The sequence below is a fragment of the Thiorhodococcus drewsii AZ1 genome (genome assembly GCF_000224065.1).
GTDB classification, from domain to species: domain Bacteria; phylum Pseudomonadota; class Gammaproteobacteria; order Chromatiales; family Chromatiaceae; genus Imhoffiella; species Imhoffiella drewsii.
The window spans coordinates 42,717-69,377 of the sequence record NZ_AFWT01000017.1; the positions used below are offsets into that span (position 1 = coordinate 42,717).

General features: G+C 64.8%; 26 protein-coding genes. 16 read left to right on the forward strand and 10 right to left on the reverse strand.

All coding sequences use genetic code 11. From position 1 onward, the window contains the following. Positions 1–10 precede the first annotated feature (10 nt). The 3 genes from THIDRDRAFT_RS12750 to THIDRDRAFT_RS12760 are packed head-to-tail and all read right to left on the reverse strand — an operon-like array spanning position 11 to position 2,765. Entirely contained in the window at positions 11–220 is a 210-nt protein-coding gene (locus THIDRDRAFT_RS12750; RefSeq protein ID WP_007041266.1) for a DUF1656 domain-containing protein, read from the reverse strand. Next, the gene (locus THIDRDRAFT_RS12755; protein ID WP_007041267.1) at positions 217–2,289 is read right to left on the reverse strand and encodes an FUSC family protein; all 2,073 of its coding nucleotides are present in this window, start codon (positions 2,287–2,289) and stop codon (positions 217–219) included. Before THIDRDRAFT_RS12755 ends, THIDRDRAFT_RS12750 begins: the two co-directional genes overlap by 4 nt. 8 nt (positions 2,290–2,297) lie before the next feature. After that, a complete protein-coding gene (locus tag THIDRDRAFT_RS12760; RefSeq protein ID WP_007041268.1) occupies positions 2,298–2,765 on the reverse strand; it encodes a MarR family winged helix-turn-helix transcriptional regulator in 468 nt (155 codons plus the stop codon). A 350-nt stretch (positions 2,766–3,115) separates the two neighbouring features. Between THIDRDRAFT_RS12760 and THIDRDRAFT_RS12765 the strand changes: the two genes are divergently transcribed. The 5 genes from THIDRDRAFT_RS12765 to THIDRDRAFT_RS12785 all read left to right on the forward strand — a co-directional run bounded on the left by THIDRDRAFT_RS12765 (position 3,116) and on the right by THIDRDRAFT_RS12785 (position 7,032). Next, positions 3,116–4,117 carry a hypothetical protein gene (locus THIDRDRAFT_RS12765; protein ID WP_040844786.1) on the forward strand — a complete coding sequence of 334 codons (1,002 nt, stop codon included), beginning with the start codon at positions 3,116–3,118 and terminating at the stop codon, positions 4,115–4,117. Positions 4,118–4,209: 92 nt separating this feature from the next. Next, positions 4,210–4,857, forward strand: coding sequence for a hypothetical protein (locus THIDRDRAFT_RS12770; RefSeq protein WP_139058723.1), 648 nt, complete (start codon positions 4,210–4,212; stop codon positions 4,855–4,857). Between the two features lie 176 nt (positions 4,858–5,033). Beyond that, complete coding sequence (locus THIDRDRAFT_RS12775; RefSeq protein WP_007041271.1) at positions 5,034–5,606, forward strand: ankyrin repeat domain-containing protein; 573 nt, start codon at positions 5,034–5,036, stop codon at positions 5,604–5,606. An 84-nt stretch (positions 5,607–5,690) separates the two neighbouring features. Continuing rightward, a complete protein-coding gene (locus THIDRDRAFT_RS12780) occupies positions 5,691–6,539 on the forward strand; it encodes a hypothetical protein (RefSeq protein ID WP_007041272.1) in 849 nt (282 codons plus the stop codon). Between the two features lie 178 nt (positions 6,540–6,717). Continuing rightward, complete coding sequence (locus THIDRDRAFT_RS12785) at positions 6,718–7,032, forward strand: BolA family protein (RefSeq protein WP_007041273.1); 315 nt, start codon at positions 6,718–6,720, stop codon at positions 7,030–7,032. 67 nt (positions 7,033–7,099) lie between these two features. Here the strand turns inward: THIDRDRAFT_RS12785 and THIDRDRAFT_RS12790 are convergent, their stop codons facing one another. Continuing rightward, the gene (locus THIDRDRAFT_RS12790; RefSeq protein WP_040844788.1) at positions 7,100–8,443 is read right to left on the reverse strand and encodes an alanine/glycine:cation symporter family protein; all 1,344 of its coding nucleotides are present in this window, start codon (positions 8,441–8,443) and stop codon (positions 7,100–7,102) included. 341 nt (positions 8,444–8,784) lie between these two features. Next, on the reverse strand, positions 8,785–9,714 hold the full coding sequence (locus THIDRDRAFT_RS12795) for a LysR family transcriptional regulator (protein WP_007041275.1): 930 nt from the start codon (positions 9,712–9,714) through the stop codon (positions 8,785–8,787). Between the two features lie 117 nt (positions 9,715–9,831). Here THIDRDRAFT_RS12795 and THIDRDRAFT_RS12800 point away from each other — a divergent pair, with 117 nt between their 5' ends. The 8 genes from THIDRDRAFT_RS12800 (at position 9,832) to THIDRDRAFT_RS12835 (ending at position 17,282) form a co-directional block, all read left to right on the forward strand. Further along, positions 9,832–11,814, forward strand: coding sequence for a TonB-dependent receptor domain-containing protein (locus THIDRDRAFT_RS12800; RefSeq protein ID WP_007041276.1), 1,983 nt, complete (start codon positions 9,832–9,834; stop codon positions 11,812–11,814). A 53-nt stretch (positions 11,815–11,867) separates the two neighbouring features. After that, on the forward strand, positions 11,868–12,767 hold the full coding sequence (locus THIDRDRAFT_RS12805; RefSeq protein ID WP_007041277.1) for an SAM-dependent methyltransferase: 900 nt from the start codon (positions 11,868–11,870) through the stop codon (positions 12,765–12,767). Beyond that, positions 12,764–14,164 carry an APC family permease gene (locus tag THIDRDRAFT_RS12810; protein WP_007041278.1) on the forward strand — a complete coding sequence of 467 codons (1,401 nt, stop codon included), beginning with the start codon at positions 12,764–12,766 and terminating at the stop codon, positions 14,162–14,164. Before THIDRDRAFT_RS12805 ends, THIDRDRAFT_RS12810 begins: the two co-directional genes overlap by 4 nt. 168 nt (positions 14,165–14,332) lie before the next feature. After that, positions 14,333–14,770 carry a hypothetical protein gene (locus tag THIDRDRAFT_RS12815; protein WP_007041279.1) on the forward strand — a complete coding sequence of 146 codons (438 nt, stop codon included), beginning with the start codon at positions 14,333–14,335 and terminating at the stop codon, positions 14,768–14,770. 17 nt (positions 14,771–14,787) lie between these two features. Next, complete coding sequence (locus THIDRDRAFT_RS12820) at positions 14,788–15,654, forward strand: MotA/TolQ/ExbB proton channel family protein (protein WP_007041280.1); 867 nt, start codon at positions 14,788–14,790, stop codon at positions 15,652–15,654. Beyond that, the gene (locus THIDRDRAFT_RS12825) at positions 15,644–16,042 is read left to right on the forward strand and encodes an ExbD/TolR family protein (protein WP_007041281.1); all 399 of its coding nucleotides are present in this window, start codon (positions 15,644–15,646) and stop codon (positions 16,040–16,042) included. Before THIDRDRAFT_RS12820 ends, THIDRDRAFT_RS12825 begins: the two co-directional genes overlap by 11 nt. Then, complete coding sequence (locus THIDRDRAFT_RS12830; RefSeq protein WP_007041282.1) at positions 16,039–16,458, forward strand: ExbD/TolR family protein; 420 nt, start codon at positions 16,039–16,041, stop codon at positions 16,456–16,458. The genes THIDRDRAFT_RS12825 and THIDRDRAFT_RS12830 overlap by 4 nt, the downstream gene beginning before the upstream one ends. Continuing rightward, positions 16,458–17,282: an energy transducer TonB family protein gene (locus THIDRDRAFT_RS12835; protein WP_007041283.1), complete on the forward strand. Its 825-nt coding sequence runs from the start codon at positions 16,458–16,460 to the stop codon at positions 17,280–17,282. Before THIDRDRAFT_RS12830 ends, THIDRDRAFT_RS12835 begins: the two co-directional genes overlap by 1 nt. Positions 17,283–17,318: 36 nt before the next feature. On the opposite strand, the gene THIDRDRAFT_RS12840 is transcribed toward THIDRDRAFT_RS12835, so the two are convergent. Further along, complete coding sequence (locus tag THIDRDRAFT_RS12840) at positions 17,319–18,176, reverse strand: alpha/beta fold hydrolase (RefSeq protein ID WP_007041284.1); 858 nt, start codon at positions 18,174–18,176, stop codon at positions 17,319–17,321. Positions 18,177–18,282: 106 nt separating this feature from the next. On the opposite strand from THIDRDRAFT_RS12840, the gene THIDRDRAFT_RS12845 reads away from it, so the two are divergent. Continuing rightward, positions 18,283–19,158: a LysR family transcriptional regulator gene (locus tag THIDRDRAFT_RS12845; protein ID WP_007041285.1), complete on the forward strand. Its 876-nt coding sequence runs from the start codon at positions 18,283–18,285 to the stop codon at positions 19,156–19,158. Between the two features lie 364 nt (positions 19,159–19,522). Here the strand turns inward: THIDRDRAFT_RS12845 and glyA are convergent, their stop codons facing one another. Continuing rightward, positions 19,523–20,785, reverse strand: coding sequence for a serine hydroxymethyltransferase (glyA, locus tag THIDRDRAFT_RS12850; protein ID WP_007041286.1), 1,263 nt, complete (start codon positions 20,783–20,785; stop codon positions 19,523–19,525). Between the two features lie 140 nt (positions 20,786–20,925). Beyond that, positions 20,926–23,220, reverse strand: a complete 2,295-nt coding sequence (gene metE / locus THIDRDRAFT_RS12855) for a 5-methyltetrahydropteroyltriglutamate--homocysteine S-methyltransferase (protein WP_007041287.1) — start codon at positions 23,218–23,220, stop codon at positions 20,926–20,928. Positions 23,221–23,438: 218 nt separating this feature from the next. On the opposite strand from metE, the gene THIDRDRAFT_RS12860 reads away from it, so the two are divergent. Then, the gene (locus THIDRDRAFT_RS12860) at positions 23,439–24,341 is read left to right on the forward strand and encodes a LysR family transcriptional regulator (RefSeq protein ID WP_007041288.1); all 903 of its coding nucleotides are present in this window, start codon (positions 23,439–23,441) and stop codon (positions 24,339–24,341) included. 5 nt (positions 24,342–24,346) lie between these two features. After that, a complete protein-coding gene (locus THIDRDRAFT_RS12865) occupies positions 24,347–25,033 on the forward strand; it encodes an epoxyqueuosine reductase QueH (RefSeq protein ID WP_007041289.1) in 687 nt (228 codons plus the stop codon). A gap of 95 nt (positions 25,034–25,128) precedes the next feature. Here the strand turns inward: THIDRDRAFT_RS12865 and THIDRDRAFT_RS12870 are convergent, their stop codons facing one another. Together THIDRDRAFT_RS12870 and THIDRDRAFT_RS12875 are read right to left on the reverse strand one after the other, a co-directional pair. Continuing rightward, a complete protein-coding gene (locus THIDRDRAFT_RS12870; RefSeq protein WP_007041290.1) occupies positions 25,129–26,181 on the reverse strand; it encodes a DUF4198 domain-containing protein in 1,053 nt (350 codons plus the stop codon). Positions 26,182–26,283: 102 nt separating this feature from the next. Further along, on the reverse strand, positions 26,284–26,598 hold the full coding sequence (locus THIDRDRAFT_RS12875; RefSeq protein WP_007041291.1) for a hypothetical protein: 315 nt from the start codon (positions 26,596–26,598) through the stop codon (positions 26,284–26,286). Positions 26,599–26,661: the final 63 nt, after the last annotated feature.

Sequence of the window (26,661 nt, forward strand, 5' to 3'; positions counted from 1 at the left end):
CTCCGCCGTTTCACACGAACCACAAAGAGGAAAGCTTCACCACCAGCGCCCAGACGATCACGAAGAGCGCCACCTCGGCCAAGGCCTGGTGCCAAAAATAGCGATAGACCCCGAGCCGGATGAGGAGCCGATTGACCCCAAAGGTCAGGACCAACGCGACGCCGCTGGTCACCAGCTCGGAGCGGAGAAAGACACCGAAGAAATCGACCTCGCCGATCATGCCGCGCCTCCTACGGCGAGCGGACCGCGATTGGGCGTATCGGAACGATTCAGCGCATCCGGAAAGAGGTTGCGTCTCAGACCGACCAGTGCGCCGATCCCGCGCACACCGAGCGCGCCGCCGGATGCGCCGCTCTGAGCCGACCGCTCCAACAACCGGTCGAACTGAACCAACAGCCCACTGTCGTCGGGTGCCCGACCGTCGAGCGACAGACGCTGATAGCGCTCTCCGACGCCATCGAGCAGGCGATCCAGCGCCGCGCCAACCGGCGCAGGAAGCCCGGAGCGCAGATCGCGCAAGGCCACCAGATCCAAGCCGACCCTTAAATCCTTGAGGACATCGACACCATTGAGATCGCTGTTTTTGAGACGCGCGAGCTTGGGGCTCAAGAGCCCAAGACGGTCCAGCGATCGGGAGGCGAAATCCACCGCCGTGTTTTCTTCGCGTCCATTGGCGAGACGGGACAGATGACTCCATATCTGGCGCAGCAGACGCCGGGCACTGACCTCGGCGCTCATGGAGCGCAACGAGCGGGTCACGAAGACCGCGACGAAGACGCCGAAGAACTGCGACAGGCTGATATTGAGAAACCGCGCGAAATCGGCGGATGCATGGTCTTGAATCACGAGTGTGTTGACAACGTTGAGAATGGTCGAGAGCGCGGGAAAGGCCAGGCGCGGATCCGGGATCATGATCCCGATGCCAAAGAGCATCGGCGTGAGTGCCAAGGCCAGCATGGGGAAGCTGCCGATGGACGGCATCACCACGAAGATATAGAGCCCGGCCACCACCATGGAGACCACCAGATAGACGCCGAAACTGCGAATCGCGGGCACCGGATCATCCATCGCGGCGAACAGTGAGCAGGTGATGGCGGCCGTCATCGCGGACCATTTGCCGTCGTCCCACCCGGAACCGATCCAGACCAGACAGACGATCATGATCGTGATCGTCGCGGCCAGACCGGAGAGCAAGGCCAGCTCTGGATCCCGATGCAACGGACGATCGGCGGTACTCGCAACCTCTTCGCCGAGCAGCCGAGGCAGCGGTCCGTCCGGGGCATGCAGATGGGCCAGCAGGGCATGCCCCTCGCCCAACGCCGTCACCAGATCACGGAGACGCGAGATGAGCGCGACGCGCGTCGCCTGGTGCCAGTCCCCAACCTCCGTCTCCGCGGCCAACGCATCGAGACGCTCGATCAGCGAGCGGCTGGAGGCGAGCGACGCGCCCTCCTCGACCCAATCGGCCACCTCGCGAAGCATGACGGCGATTTCCGGATCGAGATCCGGGGTGGCTCGGCGCATCGCTGCGATCCGGTCGGACAGGCTCGACAGGATAGGAATCAGGAGCAGCAGCCGATCGCGCAACAGACGCACCACCGCAGTGGTCTCGCGCAGATTGGACGTATCGAATGGCAGGTGGACCAGCATGAGCTGGATCTCGCTGGCCGCACCGGCCAGCCGACCGCGATTGCGGTCGACATCCGAACCGTCGAGCCCCGATTCCAATCCTTGACGCAGCAGATCGAGTGCCCAGTCATCCGCCTCGCCGAGCCAGTTGCCGATGCGCGAGCGCAGTGCCTCACCGACCGGGCGCGGGAAGAACAGGCTGTGGACCAGGGTCGCGCAGACGATGCCGAGCAGGATCTCCTGGACGCGATAGATGGCGACGTCGAAGATCTGGGTTGGTTCCGTCACCGCCGGGAAGCCGATCAAGGCGATGGTGTATCCGGCCAGCATAAGGATGTAGGCGCGCGGAGAACGGTCCAGCACCGAGATCGCCAGACAGCCCCCCACCCACAGCGACATCACCAGCGAGAGCAGCACGGGCGCCTGTACGAATCGCGGAATGAGCAGAACGGCGCCGGCCGCCCCGAGCAGGGTGCCCAGAAATCGGTAGATGGCCTTCGAGCGCACCGCAGCAGCCAGCGGATGGCTGACGACATAAACCGTCATCATCGCCCAATAGGGACGCGGCAAATCGATGCTCATGGCGAGATAGAGCGCAAGCATCCCCGCCAACAGAGTATTGATGGCGAACTGCAGGCTCGCCCGGTTGATCACTGGCATGGCAAGTTTCAGCGATCGGCCTTGGAGGCATCCGCGCGCGCCGCCAACCCTTCTTCCAGCGCCCCGAGCACGCGCAGAGCCGCTTCCAGATCTGCGTCGCTGACCGAAGCCAACAGGCCACTGCGCACCTGACTCAATGCCGCCTCAATGCGCGCAGCCAGTGCGTTCCCGGCCGACGTCAAATGCAGCGTCTTGGCGCGCCGGTCGCAGGTGTCATCTCGACGCTCCACCAGCCCATGGGCGCAGAGCTGATCGAGCAAACGCACCAGAGACGGCCCCTCGATCCCGATCTCCTCGGCGAGCACGTTCTGGCGCACCCCGCCACCGCAGCGGGCGATATGCAGCACCGGAAGCGCCTGTGCGTCCGAGATGCCACAGCCGCCGAGCCCTCGATTGGCCTCTTTGCGGTAGACCCGCGATAGCCGCACGACCTGACTGGTGAACAATCGCTCCTGTTCTTGTCTGACTCCGCTCACAGATAGTGTTTCGCTAAAATAGATAGGTTACTAAATATTAGTTAGCGTCCTATCTATTTGTCAATCCGGTCCTGACCCCATATTCAATGGTCGAGCGTCAGCCTCAATGGCATCGAGCCCCATTCGGCGGCGGCCCTCGAAGACATCGGATATCCAGGATAAGGGCCCTCGCGAACACCATCTGACAGACGGTCGTCACGCGCGAGCGCTTACGCTATCGCGGCTCTGTGCTAGCATCCCTTTCCGATCCGGATCCATTCATTCCCGACGCCCGAGCGGTGTCGCCGTATTCTGTTTTTCTGTTTGAGGACATTAGGTTGAACCTGCGTCTATTCGCCACAGTCTGTTGCATGGCACTCACCACCGGACTCTTACAGGGATGTGCCGGCACCCCGACGACTGCGGATCAGCCGGCAGATCCAACGCTGGAGGTCGGCAATCTCCCGCAGAAACTCATGTCCGGCGCGCAGCGTTCCGATCTGAAGTCGCTCGCGATGGGAGCCGCCCGCAGCAAGGGCTGGACCATCGTCGACTCCGACTCGGATCGACTCATCCTGCGACGCCCTGCGGAAAGCCGGGATCTGCCGCCGAGCACGACCGTCCCGCCGGGATCGAGCCTGGAGGTCACCTCCTATTTCATCGAGCAGCCCGGCGGAGTAAACGTCGCGACCAAGGCCGAGCTGGTCTCGCCGTACCCCGGAACGGCTCAACCGCTTCGAACCGACTACACGGACTATTTCCGCGACACCCTGAATCAATCGCTCGATAGGCTCGCCGCCAACTGGATGCAAAACCGAAATCGCCTCGCCCGCGCCGTGCCGCCAGCCTCGGGCTGGAAGAGTGCCTGGGAAGAAAGCCATCCCGAAGAGAACGCGGAAGACGGTGCGCAGAACGCACCGCCCCCCTCTGCGCCGGCGGCCACAACGGCGTCCACGCAAGACAGCAACGCTGCACCTGCGGCACCGACGACGGCTGCGGCCCTACCGCCCCGGAGCTACGATGCGCCTCGGACGACGCCCGCACCCGAGCCTCGCCGCACACCATCGGGCGCAGCTCCCGTCGTGGACGCCACCGCCGTACTGGCCTCCGGCCGAACCCCCTCATCACCCGATTACAGCTATGAACCACGTCAAAACGACATGATGACCCTGCCGCCGAGCGGCCGCTCGCCCTCCCGAGTGACCATGACCGCCAGCGCCGAGCAATTCGCCCGTCAGCATGGCTGTGAGATCGACGGAGGCTCCCAGTTGATCGAGTCGCGCCAAGACGGCGAGGTCCACAAGGTCTCATGCGTCGGTCGCGACAGCGTCCTGGTCAAGTGTCAGAGCGGCGTCTGCAAGAGCCTGCTATGAGCGGCGCGGCGGAACGGTCACCCCGCCGTTTACGCCGTCCCCGGGTCGCCCGCCCGACCCGGATCCTCCTCCTCTGCGCCCTGCTCGGCCTGATGCTCGGCACCAACGCCGAACGCGCGCCGGCCCAATCCGCTCCGGACGTCCTGCTTTTCGGCGCCGATCTCGGCGAAGCACGCAGCTTCACCGTGGATAGCGCAGCCAGTCGAGGCTGGAGCGTCCGCGCGGTCGCGCCGACACAAGCCGTCTTCGAGCAGACACTGGTGGGCGATGAGAATCAGGGCATCCTCACGATCGAGAAGCTGCTGCGCATCGTCGCCGCGTTCAGGGAAGAGTCGGCCGGAGTGCGGGTCGACCTGCGCGCCCTGGAGATCGACTGGCCCGAGACCGAGGAGGAGCGAATGACGGACGTCACCGACCGCTACCGCGACAACCTCGGGCACGCGCTCGCCTCGCTGCGCGCCAAATGGGATGCCCGCAGGGAGGACGGGGCCGGGGCAAGACCGGCCGAGCAGGGTGAAACGCCCGGCCGCTTCACCCCCGCAACACCGACCTCCGGTGCCTCCGGCACCTGGTCCTACGCCGCCGAACGCTACGCCATCAGTCGTGGCTGCGAACTCACGGATCGCCCGACCCAACTCCTCGCATCCGGCCCGGACTGGGAGCGCCACCGCGTCTTCTGCCTCGGCGGCTCCGAGGTCAGTGTGGACTGCCATTACGGCGACTGCACCAGTAGCCACTGAGGCGCCCATCCATTCCCGACTCGGTTTTTGGGCGCATGTGCCGTTCTGAAACAGGGCACTACGAGCATCGATCAATCCTGCCCACAGCCTGGACGCGACAGTTCCGGATACGTTTAGCCACCCATCCTTGAGCATTCTCATTGGCGGTTTCCGCGACGGGCCTGAGAATGCATCGCATGAACACGTCAATCCGATGCCTATTCGCAACCCTCATCGCCACCAGCCTCTGGGGCTGTGGATCGGGCGACCAGGGCAACTTTGCTCCCCCCGACGAAACGCCCCAGGCCATGATGGATGTCGCCGAGCAAGGCGATCTCAATGCGCTGGATCGACTGCTGGCGCGCCACCGCAAACCGGACGTCCGCGACAGCTGCAACTGGACGCCGCTGATGAAGGCGGCCCTCAACGGACATATGCCCGTGGTCGAGCGGCTGATCTCGGTCGGCGCCAAGATCGACGCCGAAGACAAGGGCGGCTACACCGCCATGATGCTGGCTGCGTCGAACAATCACGCCGAGATCGCCGATCTGCTGCTCAAGCGCGGCGCCATGGTCGACCATCAGGAATCGACCAAGGGCTGGACGGCGCTCATCTGGGCGGCCAAACAGGGCCATGCGCGCACCGTCGCGGTCCTTTTGAACCATCATGCCGACCGCACGCTCAAGGACTTCGAGGGCAAAACGGCGGCCGACTGGGCCAGGGCGGAAGGCCATACCGAGGTACTGAAACAGCTCGAATCGGCCGGCTGAGGCCGTGCCCGACGAGACGCACCGACAGGGAGGTCGGTGCGAAACGCAGCTGCATCCGCGCGCGGCTCCGGCTATTCTTGGCCCATGTCGAACCTACGCGAACGCATGGCAGAGCAGGGATTCGAGTCCAACGAGGACTACGAATTCCAGCTGCGCTGCCTCATCGAAAGCCCGACCCGGGGTGTCCGCACACTCAACATCGAGGGTGACGGAGAGCGGCGCAAGACCGCCTTCGCTACGGCGCTGGCCCACGCCATCGGGGTCGCGCACGTTCTCTATCACGACTTCACCGACAAGAAGCCGCCAGTCCCGGCGGTCATCCTCCCTCCGAGCCGCGACGAAATGGGACGGGAAGAGCCTCCGATCGAACCGCTCGACTCCATCGTCAGCGAGGCATGCGCCCAGAGCGAGGGCGACTCCACGGTTCTGATCCTGGATCAACTCCAGGCGGCCGATTTCCGCGAGCACATCCGCATCCACCGTCTGGCCACCAACGGCTACTGGGAGGTGCGCGACGGTCGCTACGAGGCCAACTCACACCATCTGCTGCTGTTCCTGATCTCGGAGGAACCGCTCTACCACGCCTTGCAGAAGGCCAGCTTCCGCGTCTGGGTCAACCGGGTCTCCGAGCGGGAGATCGTCTATCGTCCGGAGATGTTCGGCCTGGACGCGGACGCCCAGCCACTGTTCGATGCGCTCTCCCGGCTGTTTCGCACACTGGGAACCACCCCGACACGCAGCGAATTTGCGCACATCCTGCGCGATCTGCAATGGCACGCACGCACCGACGAGCATCTGCGTCTCGTCCTCTACGGACGCACCGAAGGCGTGGATCGCACGCTGTTGGCGAGCGAGGCGCTCGTCGAGCCATTGAATTCGGTCATCGAAACGGCGCGCCAGCTGCTGGTCACGGAGCATATCGAGGCGTCTTGAACCGCCGCTGTTGGGGTTCGCCCCCGCTCCCCCCACCTACCCATGACGATCGGCTTCATAACGATCGCCAGGTCATTTCATACCTGGAAATCACCTGACATCTAGGATGGCAGAAGACGGCGCTCCCACCGAGCGGGCACCGTTATCATGCCGAAAGGCACCCAAAGAGGAGGCAGATATGAGTCGGAAAGCGCGGATCGAGGACCGATTGCAGAAGACATTCAGGCCCATCCATCTGGATATCGTCGACGAGACCTACATGCACTCGGTCCCGCCGGATGGCGAGTCGCATTTCAAGCTTCTGGTGGTCAGCGAAGATTTCGAGGGCATTCCGCTGGTCAAGCGCCATCGTCGAGTCAACGACGTGCTGGGCGACGAGTTCGGCCAGGGACTGCATGCGCTGACCATGCATACCTGGACGCCGAAGGAATGGCACGCCAAGGGGGGCGTTCCCAAATCACCACCCTGCCTCGGCGGGTCGCGGGTCGCCTGAACCGACGAGCGACAACACCCGATCAAGGATGCGAAGCCGCCGCGACCCGCGACGGCTTCGCAAACGATCAGGCGGGCTTGCGGACGAAATACTCCCGAGTCAGCTGAAACACCACCGGACTCAGCATCAGCAGCGCGACCAGATTGGGGATGGCCATGAGCGCGTTGAGCGTGTCGGCCACCAGCCAGACGAAGTCCAGTTGAGCTATCGCTCCGAGCGGCAACACCAGGACCCAGATCACCCGAAACGGCACGATGATGCGCTCACCGAAGAGATATTCGGCGCAGCGCTCACTGTAGACGCTCCAACCCAGCGTCGTCGTATAGGCGAAGAGCATCAGGCCGATCGCAACGATATAGGCCCCGAATCCGGGCATCGCCTGCTCGAAGGCGCTGGTCGAAAGCGCCGCGCCGGTCACCCCGGAATCCCAGACGCCCGAGACCAGGATCACCAGTCCGGTGATGGTGCAGATGACGAGGGTGTCGATGAAGGTCCCCAGCATGGCGACCGTGCCCTGCGCGACCGGGTCGCTGGTCTGGGCGGCGGCGTGGGCGATTGGCGCGCTACCCAAACCGGCCTCGTTGGAGAAGACGCCGCGCGCCACGCCGAACTGGATCGCTGCAGCCACGGTCGCGCCGGCAAATCCGCCGGTCGCCGCTATGGGCGTGAAGGCATGGGTGAAGATGAGATTGAAGGCCGGTCCGATCTGATCGAGATGGGTCGCGAGCACGAACAACCCACCCAACAGATAGATGATCGCCATGAGGGGCACCAGTGCGGCCGAAACCTCGCCGATACGTTTGATGCCGCCGATCAGGACCAGGCCGGCGAAGACCGCCATCGCGGCGCCGCTAACCCACAAGGGAAGTCCGAAGGCATCGGCTGCAGCATGGGCGACCGAATTGGCCTGGACCGTGTTGCCGATCCCGAACCCGGCGAGCAGACCGAACAAGGCGAAAGCCGTCGCCATCCATAGCCACTTCTTGCCCAGGCCCAGCTTGATGTAATACATGGGACCGCCAAGATGGTTGCCCTTGGCGTCCACCTCGCGATAGTGCACCGCCAGCACCGCCTCGGCGTACTTGGTGGCCATACCGACCAGCGCGGTGCACCACATCCAGAAGAGCGCCCCCGGTCCACCGAGAAAGAGGGCGGTCGCCACGCCGGCGATGTTGCCCGTACCCACCGTCGCGGACAACGCAGTCATCAACGCCTGATAGGACGGGATGTCGCCCTCGCCCTGCTTGACGCGACCGCGCCACAGCATGCGGAAGCCGAAACCGAGCTTGGCCAGCGGCATCAGACGCAGGCCCATCATGAGGAAGAAACCGACACCGAGGATCAGCACCAACATTGGTGGTCCCCAGACGATGCCGTTCAAGGTATTTACCCAAGACGTTATCAATTCCACTTCGATCCTCCAGGATTCAAGACAGCCATAGCAGGGCGGATCACTATACAAGGAGCTGCCAGACTGAGGTTACCCGGGCATGTCGTTTTCCAAGAGGAACTTAGGCCATCGACCACGCCTGCGACCATCGGCCACATGCCAATACAATCAGCTTGATGTCAAAGAGATACCCGTGAATCCCGTTTCAGCGCGGCCTCGGGAAGGCGCGCGAAAGGCACACCGAACGGCCTTTTCTGGGCGTTGCGTCACCAGACGCTAGAGATTGATTCAAAAGGGCCACACAGACCATCAACATCATGATGTCGATGGCGTCTCACCCTCCCAAATTGCGAGCAATGGCGTTAGGCGCCAGCGGGGATGGCCGACTCAACAGGCTCCAGCGCCCATCGTTTCGGTAAGTGGGTGTGCAAATACTCGACGAGGACCTGGAGGCGACGCGGGCGCGGCCCCTTGGGCAAATGACAGGAGATCTCGACCGGCTCTGCCTGCCACTCGCCGAGGACTCGGGCGTACTGTCCACGCAAACCGTGACGCGGGCACTCGGCCAGCCAGGAAGGCAGCACACCAATGCCGTAGCCCCGAGCGATGGCGTCGGCCAGCATTTCGAGCGAGTCGACACGCAGACGAGGACGCGGTTCCAGTCGCCACAGAGCGCCGCTGGACGGGTGTCGCAGCTCGATTTGCGCCGACTCGCCTGCCAACCCGATCCAGGGGCAGTCGCCCAGTCCGCCAGGGTCCTCGAGTAGACGACAAGGCCCGTCCGCCGCCATGGCATAGAGCCGCCGCCTCCAGAGCCCCAATGGCGAACGCTTGAGAGCGGACAAACGGCGCCCGTCGCAGGCGAGCCACAGATCGGTCCCATCCGTTGCGGGCAGACCGCCAGGCGGCAGCACCCTCACATCCAGACTGATCTCCGAATAGCGGCCAAGGAAGTCGTTGAACGTGCGCGTCGCCCAGCCGCGTGCCAGTGGCTGATCGACCCACACCCGAATCTCACCGCGCATCTCGCGCGAAAAGGACGCCACCGAGCGCTGGGCCTCCTCGGCCAGCGCCAGAATCCGCTCGCCATAGCCCGCATAGCAGCTGCCCGCGTCGTTCAGCAGCAGACGCCCACTCTTCTGGTGTGTGAGCGGGTGTCCCAATGCCGCTTCAAGCGCCGCCAGTCTCCGGCTCAGCGTCGACTTGGGACACTCCAGTGCACGTGCCGCTGCCGTCAGATTGCCATGCTCCTGCACGGCGATCAGCGCCCGCAGCGCGTCAAAATCCGTCATCTCCGTTCCCTTTTCGCAACAAACCGTTCCACGAATGACACTTCCCGACACTCCGTAAGGACATTAGGATGATTTATGTAATGCGAATGATTCTACTTAATATCTAATGGTGGCGCGATGAGAACCGACACACCCAAGACGACCCTGGCGGTCATCCTGATGGCGGCCGGGTCAACGTCGACCCAAGCCCAGACGAATGAAACCGCGCACGCCGAGTTCTCTACCATCTATGTCGAGGCTCGGGACGAAACGCAGGGCCGCGACATCCCGGTCGAACGTATCCAGCGCAGTCTGGCCAACGACATGGCGGATGTCTTCAAGGACGATCCCTCGGTCCGCGTGGGCGGAGGCGCACGCAACGCCCAGCGCATCTATCTGCGCGGCATCGAGGGCAGCAATCTCAACATCACGGTCGACGGCGCGCGCCAGGGCCGCAGCCTGCATCAGCACCGGGGCGGCATCGGCGGGATCGATCCCGATCTGCTCAAGCGCGTGGAGGTCATCACGGGTCCATCGGCCGACCGCGGCCCCGGCGCCCTGGGCGGCGCCATCCGTTTCGAGACGGTCGACGCCCAGGATCTGCTCGACCCGAATCAAACGGCCGGTGCGACCCTCAAGGCGGGCTATGCCAGTGCCGACAGCTCCGAGCAGGGCAGCGTCACGGCCTACGGCAAGGGCGGCGACCACCTGGGGCTGCTGGCCCACATCTCGGCGGTCAACCGCGAGGATTACCGGATCGGCGGCGGCGGGGACGTCCCCAACTCGGCCGGACAGGATCGCGACTATTTCGTCAAGGCGACCCTGCTCGGCCTGGAGGGACACAGCCTGCGACTGAGCGCCGAGCGCAACACCAACTCGGGGCTCTATCTCTACGGCAGCACCGGGAGCGACATGGGCTATGCCCCAGAGGGCTCTATACCTGAGTACCAGATCACCTCGCGCGAGACCTACACCCTGGACCATCGCTTCCAGTCCGGGAATCCGCTGATCGACTGGCGAATCAACCTCTACGCCAACGACAACGAACTCGAGAACCAGGACCGCAACAGCGAGGTCTCGAGCGAGGAGTTCGGCGGCAGTCTGAGCAACGTCTCCACCTTCGAGATCGGGGCGACCAGCCACCGGCTGACCCTGGGCGCCGACTATTACAGCGAACAGGGCACCACCCAGGCGGCCGACGGCACCGAGATCGAGAACGACTCGGGCAATCTCGGTCTCTTCCTGCAGGAGCGCCTGACCTGGGACTGGCTGAGCCTGTCGCTCGGCGCCCGCTATGACGACTACTCGTCCGACTATGGCCCCAGGACACTGGAGGGCGACCGGGTCTCGCCGAACGCCAGCGCCGAGGTCCGTTTCGCCGAGGGCTGGACCGCCTTCGCCGGTTACGGCGAGGCGGTGCGCGGCAGCGGCATCATCCCCGTCGGCTGGCTGTCCAACATCGACGCCACGACCAACTTCAACGACGGCAAACCCCTGGAGGCCGAGGAATCCTTCCAGCGCGAGGCCGGACTGCGCTACCAGACCAGCGGTATATTCCGCCCGGACGCCGTCTTCGACGCCGAGCTGACCTTCTTCGACACCCGGCTGCGCAACACCATCGAGCGCGTCGGCGGCGGACGCGGTCCGGTCGCCAAAATCATCAGCAACCCGGAGACGCTGCGCTCGCGCGGATTCGAGCTGCGCGCCACCTGGAGCTGGCGCGCGCTGGAGACGCAGCTCGGCTATTCGAGCTTCGAGACCGAGGACGGCGATGGCAATCCGGTCGGCATCATCCGCCGCAAGGCGGCCGGCAGCGGCGATCAGCTGGTGTGGGACACCCGCTGGAGCCCGCGCGAAAACATCACCCTCGGCTACACCCTGACCGCCGTCGCCAGACTGGACGAGGTCCCGGAGGACCAGGAGGAGCGCGCCGGCTATGTGCTGCACGACATCCAGGCCCGATGGCGCCCTGCCAAAACGCCCGATCTGACCCTGTCGCTCGCCATCCACAACCTCTTCGACCGGCGTTATGCCGATCAGGCCTCCATCGCCAGCAGCACGACCGGGATCGTCCACGAGCCCGGACGCGACGTGCGCCTGGCCCTGAACTATCGATTCTGAAAACAGCTTACCCAGATCCGGACCCGCAGGGTCCTCACCAGGAGTATCCAAGCATGATTTCGACATCGAGCGTCCCGCGCTGGGCCGCCATCCCATTGATCTCCGGCATTCTGCTCACCGGCCTCCCGGCCTCGGCCGAAACCGAGACATCCTCGACCAAGCAGAGCGGACATCTCTATCTGGTCAGCATCGGCATCGGCGATCCGGACAACATCACGGTCCGCGCCCAAAAGATCCTTGCCGAGTCGGACATCGTCTTCGGCATGGAGTCGGTGCGCGAGCGTCATGCCGACCTACTGCAGGGCAAGGAGATCTACGAGGCGGGTCACGGACTCTTCCGCCAGATGCCGCCGCGCCCGAGCAATGATGCCAAAGGATCGGATCAGGACGAGCGGGCAGAGCGTCGCCGGCGCTACGAGGAGAAGCGCGCGGAGCGCGAGGCACAGGCGCGCAAGGTCATTCGCGAGGCCGTCGAGGCGGGCAAGCAGGTCGCGGTGATCGACTACGGCGACCCCACCATCTATGGCCCCCAAACCGGCTATCTGAGCGAGTTCGCCGATCTGGATCCGGTGGTGATTCCGGGCGTGTCGAGCTTCAACGCCGCCAACGCGGCGCTGGGCCGGGGCATCACCCAGGGCGAGCACAGCCGCTCGGTGATCCTGACCCGCACGCCGGGCGGACCCGAGCGTGAGAACCGGCTCGACACATTGGAGAAACTCGCCGAGAGCCGCTCGACCCTGGTCTTCTTCACCATGCGTTCCAAGCTTCCGGAGGTCGTGGAACGTTTGAAGGGGTCCTATCCGGGCGACACCCCGATCGCGATCGTCTCCCATGCCGGCTATGCCGAGCGGGAGCAGGTCATGGTGGCGACCCTGGATACGGTCCTGGAGCAGGCCGGAGACGCTGAGCTGCCCTTCGAGCATCTCATCTACGTCGGCGACTTCCTGAAATGAGTCAGGCCCAGCCCAGCGAGCTCAGACGCGAGATCGGATTGGTCTCGGCCACCGTGCTGGTCGTGGCCAACATGATCGGCAGCGGTATCTTCACGACCTCGGGTTTCATCCTCGCTGAGCTGGGCAGCCCCACGGCCCTGCTGCTGTGCTGGCTGCTCGGCGGGCTCTTCGCCCTGACCGGGGCGCTCTGCTACGGCGAGCTCGGGGCCATGCTGCCGCGCGCGGGCGGCGAGTACGCCTATCTGCGCGCCTCCTTCGGTCCCCTGCCCGCCTTCGTCTCGGGCTGGATCTCGCTGATCGTCGGCTTCTCCGCCCCCATCGCCGCGGCGGCCATCGCCTTCGCGACCTATTTCCTCGGCGGGGCATCGGACCCCTGGCTGGTCCTGGGATCCGGCGAACACCCCTGGATCAGCCTCTCGCCGATCACCCTGCTCGCCTGCGCCGCCGTGGTCGTGCTCTCACTGGTGCACATCCACAGCCTGCGTCTGGGCCAGGGCGTGCAGAACCTGCTCACCGCCTTCAAGATCGGCTTCATCCTGGTCTTCATCGTTGCCGGTCTCTGGCTCGGACAGGGCGATCTCGGGCATCTGAGCCAGTCGCTGTCGGACAGCGGCGTCTCCGCCTCCAGCTTCGCGGTCGCCCTCATCTTCGTCTCCTTCGCCTACAGCGGCTGGAACGCGGCGGCCTATCTGGGCGGTGAGATCCGCCGGCCCGGGCGTAACCTACCGCTCGCACTGGCGCTCGGCACCCTGCTGGTCACCCTGCTCTATCTGCTGCTCAACCTGGTCTATCTCTATGCACTGCCGCCGCAGGCCATGAGCGGACTGCTCGAGATTGCCGGCGGCGCAGCCGACGCGCTCTTCGGAGCCGACATCGGTGCCCTGTTCGGACTGGCCATCGCGCTCGGCCTGCTCTCGGTGATGAGTGCCATGATCATGGCCGGTCCCAGGGTCTACTTCGCCATGGCGTGCGACGGCGTCTTCTTCCGCCGCTTCGGCAGCGTCCACGCCAAGCGTCACACCCCGGCGCAGGCGATCATCCTCCAGGCCCTGATCGCAATCGCCATGATTCTGGTCGCCGCCTACGACGCACTGCTCGTCTATATCGGCTTCACCCTGTCGCTCTCATCCATGCTCACGGTCGTCGGCCTGATGCGGATGCGCCACCGCTCGCCGGACCTGCCGCGCCCCTACCGCACCCTGGGCTATCCGGTCACGCCCCTGATCTTCATCGCCGGGAATCTCTGGATCGTCCTCTACACTCTCTCCAGCAAACCGGTGGTTGGACTCTACGGACTCGCAACCCTCCTGCTGGGCGGACTCATCTATCGGTTCCTGCGTCCGACCGATGGCCCGCCGGATACGCTCGAACCGCTGCCGTCCGAACCGTCCGCTTGAGCGGTCTCGTGATTCTCGCCACAAGGTATTGAGAAGAATTTGCATTTGTATATAATACAAATAAGAATGATTGTCTTTAAGCGATCAAGGCGAAATCCTGACTCCTAGGATGAAAGGATCGCTCACCGAAACCATCATCAGCCCCGGATCCACGATAGGCCCCGCCGTATGCGCTCCAGTCTCGCTCACAGCATCACCTGTCTCCTCCTGTCCTGCCTGGCGCTCTCGACCCCGCCCGTCCTGGCCGAGGACACTGCGGGTTCGATCGAGATCGAGCTGAACAAGCTCGAATCCCAGGCCAATGCCTGCCGACCCTATCTGGTCTTCGACAACAAGACCGATACGGGCTTCGAATCGCTCGGGCTGGAGCTGGTCCTGTTCGACCAGGACGGATTCATCCTCAAGCGCTTCGGTCTGGAGGCGGGACCGCTCGCAGCCGGAAAGACCAGCGTCAAGCTGTTCGAGATCGCGGATCTGTCCTGCGATACCCTCGGCCGCATCCTGCTCAACGCCGTCACGGCCTGCACCGACGCCAGCGGCCCGGTGGACGGCTGTCTCGCGCGCATGCGGACGTCCTCGCGACTTCCCGTGGACTTCTTCAAGTAACCGACAGGATCTCGCCCATGACCGATATCACAACGAACGCCGCGCCCGCGGCACCTGCCCAAGCCCAAACCCCGATCTCTCCGCCGGGGGATGTGGCGCCGGGTGGCGCGGCACCTTTATCCGAGACGGCCAGCGCCGCCTCTCCCGCACCCATGGATGTGGATGTACCGACCGATCCCGACATGCTGGACGGCATCCTGGGTCCGCTTCAGGACATGATCGGCACCGGCGGCCCGGTGCTCATGTTCCTGAGCCTGCTTTCCGTGGTCGCGCTCGCCATCGTGCTGGTGAAACTGTGGCAGTTCCATCGTCTGCAGTTGGGCCGGCTGGGTCCGGTCCGCGAGTCGCTGCGACGCTGGCAGCAATCGGACGCCCAGGCCGCAATCGCGCTGGTCGCCGGCCGCAACCAGCCTGTGGCGCATCTGGTCCATCTGGCCTTGGTCGGGCTCCATCGGCCCAGGGTCGAGATGGCGACACTACGCGAGGAGCTGACCCGGGTCGCCAGCCTCCAGCTCGAAAGCCTGCGCAGCCATCTGCGCGCACTGGAGATCATCGGCACCCTGAGTCCGCTGCTGGGTCTGCTGGGGACCGTGCTGGGCATGATCGAGGCCTTCCGGCAGCTCGAAGTGGCGGGCAGCCAGGTCGATCCATCCATCCTCTCGGGCGGCATCTGGCAGGCACTGCTGACCACGGCGGTCGGACTCACGGTCGCCATCCCGGTGGTGCTGGCCCACACCTGGCTGGAACGCCGGGTCGAGCGCTGCGGTCATCAGATGGAGGATGCCGTCACCCAAGTCTTCACCCGCGGACTCAAGGCCCCGGTACTGACCACCGAGGGACGGCATCATGCCAAGTCCCAATCCGAGGTCGGCTATGCAGCTTGATCTGCCGCGCTCGCGCGCCGGCCGAGGCATCAGTCTCACGCCGCTGATCGACGTGGTCTTCATCCTCCTGCTCTTCTTCCTGCTGGCCTCGCACTTCGATCAATGGCGGGCGCTGCAGCTCGACACCGCCTCCTCCCTGGTCAGCGACCAGGCGGACGACAGCCAGCCGCCCGCGCTGCTGCTGCGCGTCCACACCGATGGCCGGCTGGACATCAATGGCGAATCGCTGGATTCGGCCCAGCTCGTCTCCAGCCTGAAGGATTATCGTGCACGCCGCCCGGATGTCTCGGTGGTGATCGAATCCGATGCGGACGTCCGGCTCCAGCATCTGGTCCGGATCATCGACGGCGTGAGCGCGGCCGGGATCGAGGAGCTGAGTCTGAAATGAAGTTGGCCCGTCAGAACCAGCGTCCAGTGAGCGACAATCACCTGATCCCGTTGATCAACGTCATCTTCCTGATGCTCATCTTCTTCATGGTGGTCGGGCAGATCAGTCCGCGCGAGCCATTACCGGTGGATCCCCCGATCTCGGAGCAGCAGGCGAACGGCGAGACGCACGACCGGGTCATCGTCCTCGATGCCGAAGGCCGCATGGCGGTCGGCGACCGGATACTCTCGTCCGAGGCGCTGACCGAACAGCTCGCCGCCTGGAAGGCGGCTGCGGGCGGAGCCGACAGGATCCGGGTCACCCTCAAGGCCGATGCCGCCGTCACCTCCGCGAAGCTGCGCGAGACCCTCAATCTACTGGAGGCGGCCGGTATCCCTCGCATCGAACTGATCACGCGCGCGGCCGGTCGATCCTGATGGAGATTCGCCCACGTCACTGGATGATCGCCGTTTCGACGGCCGCCCTCGCCCACCTGGCGGTGGTCGCTGGCATGCGGGAAGAACCGCGCTCGCCGCCACCGACCCCGGTCGTCATCCAGCTCGGCGACGCGGGAGGCCCTGCGGCGGCCTCCGGCGGTGAGCCGGCGGCCGCCGAGTCGAGCGCGAGCCCAGCGGCCCCCCTCGCCGCAGCCACGCCCCTGCCGATGCTCGCGCCCAGCGAGACGATCAAGGCGGAGGTGGTCGAACCGCCCAAACCCAAGGTCGTCAAACCCAAACCAAAACCAAAACCGAAGCCGAAACCCAAGGCCAAGCCGAAACCCAAGCCCAAGGCCAAGCCGGCGCCAACGCGGACCGAGCGACCCAAGCCCAGGTCCCGAGCCAGCGCGAGCAACGGCCCGAAATCCAAAACGCCCGGCTCCAGTCGCGGCTCCGGGACGCGCTCCAGCGGCAAGGCAGGCAGCGGACGCGGCCATGGATCCGGCTCTGGCTCAGGCTCCGGGTATGGCTCCAAGGGCACCGCCAACTACTACGGCAAGCTGGCCGCCTGGCTCAACCGCCACAAGCGCTACCCGAACCGCGCCCGGCGCCTGCGTCATGAGGGGACGGTCAGGCTGACCTTCACCATCGACCGCAGCGGCCGAGTCCTGTCGCACCGCATTGCCTCCAGCTCGGGGCATGCCCTTCTGGATCAGGAGGTAAAGTCCCTGATCCGACGCGCCTCCCCGCTGCCGGCCATCCCGCCCGGAATGTCCCAGTCCCGGCTCACCGTGACGGTGCCGATCCGGTTCAATCTGCGCTGAGCGGATCCGTTCTGGTGACCGACGCCTTGCCGTGACTTATTGAAAAGTTACCCCCGCTTCGAGGAAATGGACGAGGAGCCGGCCGATCGCGTCGGGCTGATCCTCCATCGCAAAATGACCGCATTCCGGGATGAGGTGCAGCACCGAGCCCGGAATGGCCGCATGGAGCCTGTGCGCCCAGTCGACGACCTGCCAGGGGTCGTTCTCGCCCCAGAGGATCTGTACTGGGACGGCCGAGAGCTCCGCCAGGCGGGAGGCGATCTCCAGCGTGTGTTTGGGGTCGTAATGTGCGACCTGATGCTGGAACAGACTGGCCTGTCCGACCGGCCCCGAAATCAGGTCCAGATAGGTGTCGAGCGCCTCGGAGGCGAAGTGCTCGCGGTGGTGGGCGGCGTCCCTCAGCCAGGCGCTGAAGTGTGCTCGATGCTCGGCGTCGGGGCGTTTGCTCAGGGTATCCAGCCCAGCCGCCATCTGTTCGCGCGTGCGCGGCGACGGGTAGCTGTCGAAGCTCACCGCGTCAATCAGGGTCAGAGACCTCAGCCGTTCCGGTGAGAAGATGCCGAATCGCTGTGCGATCCCACCGCCGAAGTCGTGCCCCACGACATGGGCCGAGTCGAGTCCCCAATGCGCCAGCATCCCCTCCAGAATCGGCACCTGTGCCGAGATCGAGGTGTCGATCGCCGGATCCCAGGGGCGCTCCGAGAGCCCGTATCCCAGCAAGTCGAAGACATGGACCCTGTATCCCGCCTCGACCAGTCGCGGCATGATGTTTCGCCAGATGAACGAGGAGGCGGGAGTGCCGTGTAGGAGCACGACTGGCTCGCCCGAGCCATGGACGCCATGGGCGATACGCGATCCGCGGATGATGGCATGATCGGTGACGATGTGCGGCATGAGAAAACCCCGTGATATTGGTTTTCTGGAATGATGCGTGTCGCTGGAATATGATTCAAAGTGATTGTTTCGATCGAATCATCGATATAAGTCATGTGAGAGCGGGATGAAGATACGGCTCGAGATCGGCGCCCTGCAGGCACTGTGCGCCATCGACGAACTGGGCGGGATCACCCGCGCAGCGGATCGGCTCGCCCTGTCGCAGTCGGCCGTGTCGCACAAGATCAAGCGGCTGGAGGCTGGACTGGGCTGCGAGCTGCTGACACGGCGTGCCGGTGCGCCCCTGTTCACCGCGGAGGGCGAGCGATTGCTGCGCTATGCGCGTCGCATCCTCGCGCTGCACGACGAGGCCGTCCTGAGTCTCGGTCAGCAGCCACTGACGGGCCGAATCCGGCTCGGCATGACAGAGGATACGAGCGGTGGCGGACTGTCGCGCATCCTCGGCCGGTTCACTCGGCGCCACCCGGAGGTCGCGGTCCAGACCCAGGTGCTCCAAAGCCTTGAGATCGAGGCGCAGCTCGAGCGCGGCGAGCTGGATATCGGGATTCTGCAGGTCTTCATCCATCGCGTTCGGCCTTCCGATCGGGTGCTCGACACGGACAGCCTGCACTGGGTCAAGTCGCCGGATCTGTCGCTCGACCTTTCGCGTCCGGTGCCCTTTCTATCCTTCGACGACGACTGTTTCTACCGGCACTGGGCCATGGAGGTCGGGCAATCGCAGCCGCCGGGCCTGGTCACCGTGCTGACCTGCCCGAGTGGGGCCGGGATTCGCTCGGCGCTCGATGCCGGGCTCGGGATCTGTCTGATGGGCTCACGGCAGCTCACGCCCGAGATGGATGTGCTCTCCGATCCCTTCCCGCCGCCGCCCGGAATCGCCCACATCGTCCGGGTCGGACCTCAGGCCCATTCGGCCGTGGTGCGCACGCTCGTGGCCGAGATCGCGAGCGAGCTCGGATCTCGGTGGCACACCCGTGCGGCATGAAACGCGGACATTCCGCGCGTAAATCGGCCTTGCCGCTAGAGGAGCCGCCGCAGGGAAGCGTTCGGTCAGCGCCGTAGGTCGGGTTAGGCGCGTGGTAGGACGCTCGTTGTCTGCTCGATCGCTTGGCGCGCCGTAACCCGACAGCTGGCCAGGGGGTCGTCTGGTTACGCTGCGCTAACCCGACCTACAGGGGGCTATTTTCAGAAAGCCGTCTGTCGGGCCTCCCCGCGTCGGCCCAACCTACCGCCCTCATCACACCGACACATTCAATCCCTTTGCGCCCTTCGCGCCTTTGCGGTTCAAAAAGAGGAATCAGCGGTTTGTTGGGCCTCCTGACGTCGACCCAACCTACAGGGCTGCATCCTTATCCCTCGGAACCCGTCCCATAGACGGGGAACTGGTGCGTCAGCGTGGCGACCCGGTCGCGCACCTGGGCGATACGCTCGGCGTCCTGGGGCGCATCCAGCACATCGGCGATCAGGTTGCCGACGAGCCGCGCCTCTTCCTCCGCGAATCCGCGCGTCGTCATGGCCGGCGTTCCGACCCGGATGCCTGAGGTGACGAAGGGCTTCTCGGGGTCGTTGGGGATGGCGTTCTTGTTGACCGTGATGTGCGCCTCGCCCAAGAGGCGTTCGGCCTCCTTGCCGGTGAGGCCCTTGGCGCGCAGGTCGACGAGCATGAGATGGCTCTCGGTGCGCCCGGAGACGATACGCAGCCCGCGCTCGATCAGGGTCTCGGCGAGCACGGCGGCATTCGTGACGACCTGCTGCTGATAGGTCTTGAACTCGGGCGTCATGGCCTCCTTGAAGGCGACGGCTTTGCCGGCGATGACATGCATCAGCGGGCCGCCCTGGATGCCGGGGAAGATGGCCGAGTTGACGGCCTTGGCGTGCTCCTCGCGCATCAGGATGACGCCGCCGCGCGGGCCGCGCAGGCTCTTGTGCGTGGTGGTGGTGACAAAGTCGGCGTGCGGGACCGGGCTCGGATAGACACCGGCCGCGATCAGGCCCGCGTAGTGGGCCATGTCGACCATGAAATAGGCGCCGATCTCACGGGCCACCCGGGCGATGCGCTCGAAGTCGATCCGCAGGGCGAAGGCCGAGGCGCCGGCGATGATGAGCTTGGGTGTGTGCTCGCGCGCCTTGTGCTCCAGCGCCTCGTAGTCGATGTCCTCCTCGGCGTTCAGGCCGTAGCTCACCACCTGGAACCACTTGCCGCTCATGTTGAGCGCCATGCCGTGGGTCAGATGTCCGCCCTCGGCCAGGCTCATGCCCATGATGGTGTCGCCCGGCTTCAGCACGGAGAAGAAGACGCCCTGGTTGGCCTGGGAGCCCGAGTTGGGCTGCACGTTGGCCGCCTCGGCGCCGAACAGGGTCTTGACCCGATCGATCGCGAGCCGCTCGACGACGTCGACGTGCTCGCAACCGCCGTAATAGCGCTTGCCGGGATAACCCTCGGCGTACTTGTTGGTGAGCTGCGAGCCCTGAGCGGCCATCACCGCCGGAGAGGTGTAGTTCTCGGAGGCGATCAGCTCAATGTGATCCTCCTGGCGTCGGTTCTCCTGCTCAATGACAGCGGAGAGCTCCGGGTCGATGCGGTCGAGTCTGTATTGGGTGCGATCAAACATGTTCGTTCTCGGTTTTTTAGAGCTGCCAGCTTTCAGCCTCCAGCGGCCAGCCGGGCCATCGGCCGAACTGGGCAGCAAACTCTGGCTGGAAGCTGGCGGCTGGCGGCTGGCGGCTGGCGGCTGGTAGCTAGCCGCTCGAATCAGCCCAAGCTCGCCCGCAGGGTCTTGGCCGCCGAGACCATGTTGGTCAGGGCCGGGATCACCTCGTTCCATTGGCGGGTCTTGAGGCCGCAGTCGGGGTTCACCCAGAGACGCTCGGCCGGGATGCGCTCGGCGGCCTTGCGCATCAGGTCGACCATCTGCGCCTCGGCCGGGATGTTGGGCGAGTGGATGTCGTAGACGCCGGGACCGATCTCGTTCGGGTATTTGAAGTCGTCGAAGACGTCGAGCAGCTCCATGTCCGAACGTGAGGTCTCGATGGTGATGGCATCGGCGTCCATGTCGGCGATCGAGGCGATGATGTCGTTGAACTCCGAGTAGCACATGTGGGTGTGGATCTGGGTCTCGTCCGCGACGCCGTTGGCGGTGATGCGGAAGGACTCGACCGCCCAGCCGAGATAGGCATCCCATTGCGACTTGCGCAGCGGCAGACCCTCGCGCAGCGCCGCCTCGTCGATCTGGATCACGCGCACGCCGGCCCGCTCCAGATCCAGCACCTCCTCGCGGATCGCCAAGGCCAACTGCTGGCAGGAGACCGAGCGCGGCTGGTCGTCGCGCACGAAGGACCAGTTGAGGATGGTGACCGGGCCGGTGAGCATGCCCTTCATCGGCTTTTCGGTCAGCGACTGGGCGTAGTTGATCCAGTCGACCGTCATCGCCTTGGGACGGCTGATGTCGCCGAAGAGGATTGGCGGCTTGACGCAGCGCGAGCCGTAGGACTGCACCCAGCCGAACTGGCTGAAGGCGTAACCGTCGAGCTGCTCGCCGAAGTACTCGACCATGTCGTTGCGCTCGGGCTCGCCGTGCACGAAGACGTCCAGACCCAGGTCTTCCTGCTCGCGCACGCAGCGGGCGATCTCCCCGCGCATCGCCTCGACGTAGGACGCCTCCTCGATGTCCCCCGCCTTGAACTGGCGGCGGGTCTGACGGATCTCGGCGGTCTGCGGGAAGGAGCCGATGGTGGTGGTGGGGAACTTGGGCAGTTGGAGCAACTCGGCCTGCTTGGCGGCGCGCTCGGCATAGGGGCTCTTGCGCTGACCGAGCTTGGCGTCGATCCGGGCGAGCGCGGCCTTGACCTCGGGATTGTTGACGCGCGGCGAGCTGCGGCGCGCCTCGATGGCGGCGCGGTTGGCGACCAGCTCGGACTGGACCGTATGACGCCCCTGATTCAGCGCCCTAGCCAGGATGCGCAGCTCGTCGAGCTTCTGCTTGGCGAAGGCGAGCCAGGATCGGATCTCGGCATCGAGCTTCTGCTCGCTGTCGAGATCCACCGGCACGTGCAGCAGCGAGCAGGAGGGCGCGATCCAGAGACGCTCGCCGAGCTGCGCCTGGATCGGCTCCAGCCAATCGAGCACCCCGTTCAGATCGGTCTTCCAGATGTTGCGCCCGTCGATCACGCCGAGCGACAGGATCTTGCTGGACGGCAGCAGATTCAACAGCGGCACCAGATCCTCACGCCCGCGGACGACGTCGATGTGCAGACCGGCCACCGGCAGATTGGCGGCCAGATAGCGCTGATCCTGGAGCTCGCCGAAATAGGTCGCCAGCATCAGCTTGACCGGCGCGCTCTTGAGCTCGTGATAGGCGATCTCGAAGGCATGACGCCAGGGCTCCTCCAGCTCGGTGACCAGGATGGGCTCGTCGATCTGCACCCACTCGGCCCCGTTCGCGGCCAGCGTATTCAGCAGCTCGGCGTAGACGGGCAGCAATCGCTCGAGCAGGGCGAGCCGATCGGAGTCGTCCTTGGTCTTGCCGAGCGCGAGATAGGTCACCGGACCGATGATGACGGGCTTGGCACGCACGCCCTGCGCCTTGGCCTCGGCCAGCTGGTCGAGCAGACGCGAGGCGTCCAGTTCGAACCGGGTGTCGGCGGTCAGCTCGGGGACGATGTAGTGATAGTTGGTGTCGAACCACTTGGTCATCTCGCCGGCGGCGACGCCGCCGACGCAACCGGCCTGATCCTCGGCGGCCGGGGCCGAGCGGCCGCGCGCCACGCGGAAGTAGTTGTCGAGCCGGTCACCCTCGAACCCGCGCACGCGCTCGGGCAGATTACCCAGCGTAAAGCTCATGTCGAGCATCTGGTCGTAGAAGGCGAAGTCGCCGACCGGCACCAGGTCCAATCCGGTCTGATCCTCCCAATGACGCGCCCGCAGCTGGGCACCGACGGACTTGAGATCCTCGATCGAGGACTGGCCCTTCCAGTAGGACTCGAGCGCGAACTTCAATTCACGCTTAGCGCCGATGCGGGGAAAACCGAGATTGTGGGTGATTGCCATGTGATCTTGCCTCGAAGGATGAATCTGGAAAAGTGGCCAGCCTTCAGCTTCCAGCCGCCAGCAGTTGTGTCGCTCAAAAGCTGGCGGCTGGAAGCTGGTGGCTGGTAGCTAGTGACTGACTACTCTTCAACCTGCGACCATTGTCCTCGGGCCATCACATGAATAGAAATGGTATTATTTCATCAAAGCATGCACTAAATTCATGAATTAGACCCACCATGGCTCAATTGGAACGTACCCATCTGGCGATCGTCCGCGCCGTCGACCAGCACGGCTCGCTGACCGCCGCCGCCGAGCAGCTGCACCTGACCCAATCCGCGCTGAGCCACGCGATCCGCAAGCTGGAGGATCAGCTCGGCGTCGCCATCTGGACCCGCGAAGGCCGGCGGCTGCGGCCCACCCAGGCCGGGGCCTATCTGCTGTCGGTGGCCAATCGGCTGATCCCGCAGCTCACCCACGCCGAGGCGCGTCTGCGCCAGTTCGCTCAGGGCGAGCGCGGCACCTTGCGTATCGGCATCGAGTGCCACCCCTGCTACCAATGGCTGCTGAAGGTGGTGTCGCCCTATCTCGCCGAGTGGCCGGACGTGGACGTGGACGTGAAGCAGGAATTCCAGTTCAGCGGTATCGGCGCGCTCTTCGGTCACGAAATCGACCTGCTGGTGACTCCGGACCCGCTCTTTCGGACCGGACTCCAATTCGAGGCGGTGCTCGACTACGAGCAGGTCCTGGTGGTCGGGCCTGGACACCGGCTCGCCGACACACCCTGCGTACAGCCGGACCAACTGGCCCAGGAGACCCTGATCAGCTATCCGGTCCCCATCGATCGGCTCGACATCTACACTCAGTTCCTGCTGCCGGCGGGAATTCGGCCCAAGCGTCACAAGCCGATCGAGACGACCGATATCATGCTGCAGATGGTGGCCAGCGGCCGAGGGGTCGCGGCCCTGCCGCGCTGGCTGGCGAACGAGTATGCCGAACGGCTCGGGGTGACTGCGGTCAGGCTGGGCGAGCGAGGCATCGACAAACAGATCTTTCTCGGCATCCGTCAGGCCGAGGCCGGGATCGACTATCTGCACGCCTTCGTCGAGCTCGCGCGTGCGCATCGCAACCACAGAGGATGAACGACATGGATCGGACGGCCGATTTCAAGCGCGGGCCATCGCCCTGCACCGAGGGACCGAGCGAGGAAACGGACACGCGGAAGGTGTTGCTCCATTCCTGCTGCGCCCCCTGCAGCGGCGGGATCATGGAGTCGATGCTCGAGTCGGGGATCGACCTCACGGTCTACTTCTACAACCCCAACATCCATCCGAGCACGGAGTACGCCCGGCGTAAGGATGAGAACAAGCGCTTCGCCGAGAGTCTCGGCGTGCCCTTCGTGGACGCCGACGACGACCGAAATCGCTGGATCGAGCGCGTGAAGGGTCTGGAGCACGAGCCGGAGCGAGGACGCCGCTGCGGGCTCTGCTTCGATCTGCGTCTGGAAGGCACCGCGCGCCATGCGCATGCGCACGGATTTCCCGTCATCGCCACCTCGCTGGGGATCTCGCGCTGGAAGGATCTGAGCCAGGTCGACGACTGCGGTCGGCGGGCCGTCGCACCCTACCCCGGTCTCCTCTACTGGGACTGCAACTGGCGCAAGGCCGGGGGATCGGCGCGCATGACGGAGGTCGCCAGACGCGAAGGCTTCTACCGGCAGGAATACTGCGGCTGCGCCTACTCACTGCGGGAGACGAACGCCCGTCGCATCGCCAGCGGGCGCGGGCGGATCCGACTCACCGACGGGACGGATGAGGACCGAGAGCCGGTCTGAAACCGGACTCCGGAGGTCTGGTCCGCACCGCAGACCCTACCGAGGACTGAGCCGCAGCAGGGTCCGCGGTGCGGACCGAATCGCGCTGGACGCGATTACTGGTTGCTCAGGCTGACCAGCGTCTCGAAAAGGGTGCCGTCGACCAGACCGGTATCCGACAGCCCGCGCGCGCGCTGGACGATCTTGAGCGCCTCGCGGGTCTGGGGACCGAAGTCGCCGTCGATCGAGCTATCGTAGAGACCGATCTCGCGTAAGGCCTTCTGCACGCTGCGCTTCTGCTGCGCGCTGAGCGCCTTGTCGAAACGCTCGGCGTCCTTGGGTTCGACGGCAGCGGCCATGCCGGCGCTCGAGCCGGCCGAGGCGCCGAGGGTCTCCGCATTGATCCAGATCACCGCATCCTGCGACAGCTCTTTGCCCTCGTGCTCTTTGACCGGACCCGATCCGAGGCAGGCGAAGCCCCAGACGCCGGGCGTCGGGATGCCGAAGGTGAAGACGCCGTTGGCGTCGGTGATGGCGACGATACCGGTCGCGGGCACCTCACCGTTGGCCTCCTCGGAGAAAGCGTTGGCCTTCATGTCGATGTCGGTGTTGATGTACTCGATCTCACACTCGACGCCGGGTGCCGGCTTGCCCTCCGAGAGCAACTGACCGCTGAAGGTGCTGCCGACGAACACCTGATAGGGCTTGTTGAGCGGAACGATCTCGGTCGGCAGACCAAGCGGTTCGTTCCAGGTGGTCGGCATGGCGCCCTTGTTCACATAGGACTTGGTGATCTGCTGGATGTAGATGTCCTCGCTGCCCTCGTAGTAGGGCGCCGGGGTCAGTGCGAAGACGTAGTCGCCGTTGCGGCGCACCTTGTAGGTCGTCTCGTAGGCCTTGGCCTCGTTGTGGGCGCCCTTCCAGGTGATGGGCTTGAGGCTGTCCTTGAGATCGGTCCGCTTGTCCTTGAACTGGACGAAGAAGTCGACCGGCTCGCCCATGTCCATGGTGTGGCCGTTTTCCATGGGATGACCGAAGACCAGCTTGAGACCGATCTCGGCCGGCTTCTCGAGCATCATCTCCGGGGTGTAGACGAGCTGGAAATGCGCCTGCGCAATGCCAGCGCTCAGGGTTGCCGCCGAGGCGAACAATGCGATGGATGTCTTCATGAAACTACAGCTCCACTAAGGTAAATAAGGCGTTCTGGCCCGGTTCGTCTCTGGCTGGCCGGAAGGATTTCTGCGGCGGAATCCGAGGCCCGGATCCAGCCGTTATTCCACGATATCCTCGCCGTCGATGGTGATCTCGTGACCCGGACCCGCGTCGAAGACGACCTTGTAGTCACCGTCTGGCTTGTCGAACTCGAACTCGCTGTTTTCGCTCATGACGCCCTCGACGACGGCGTTTCCGCTGCCGTCCATGACGCTTATCTTCACGCCCGAGGCAGACGACCCGTCGGAGAAGCCGCCTTCGCAGAAGACGGTCCCGTCGCCGTTGTCATAGCAGGAGCAGAGCGGGGTGTGGGCGAAGACCTGAACGGCCATGAGGCCGGTCGCGAGCATAAGGGCGGTTTGGATATAACGCATGGTGAATCTCATATCGGCTTGTAAACACGAATGGGTGGCATTGCCACAGGGGCAAAACCATAC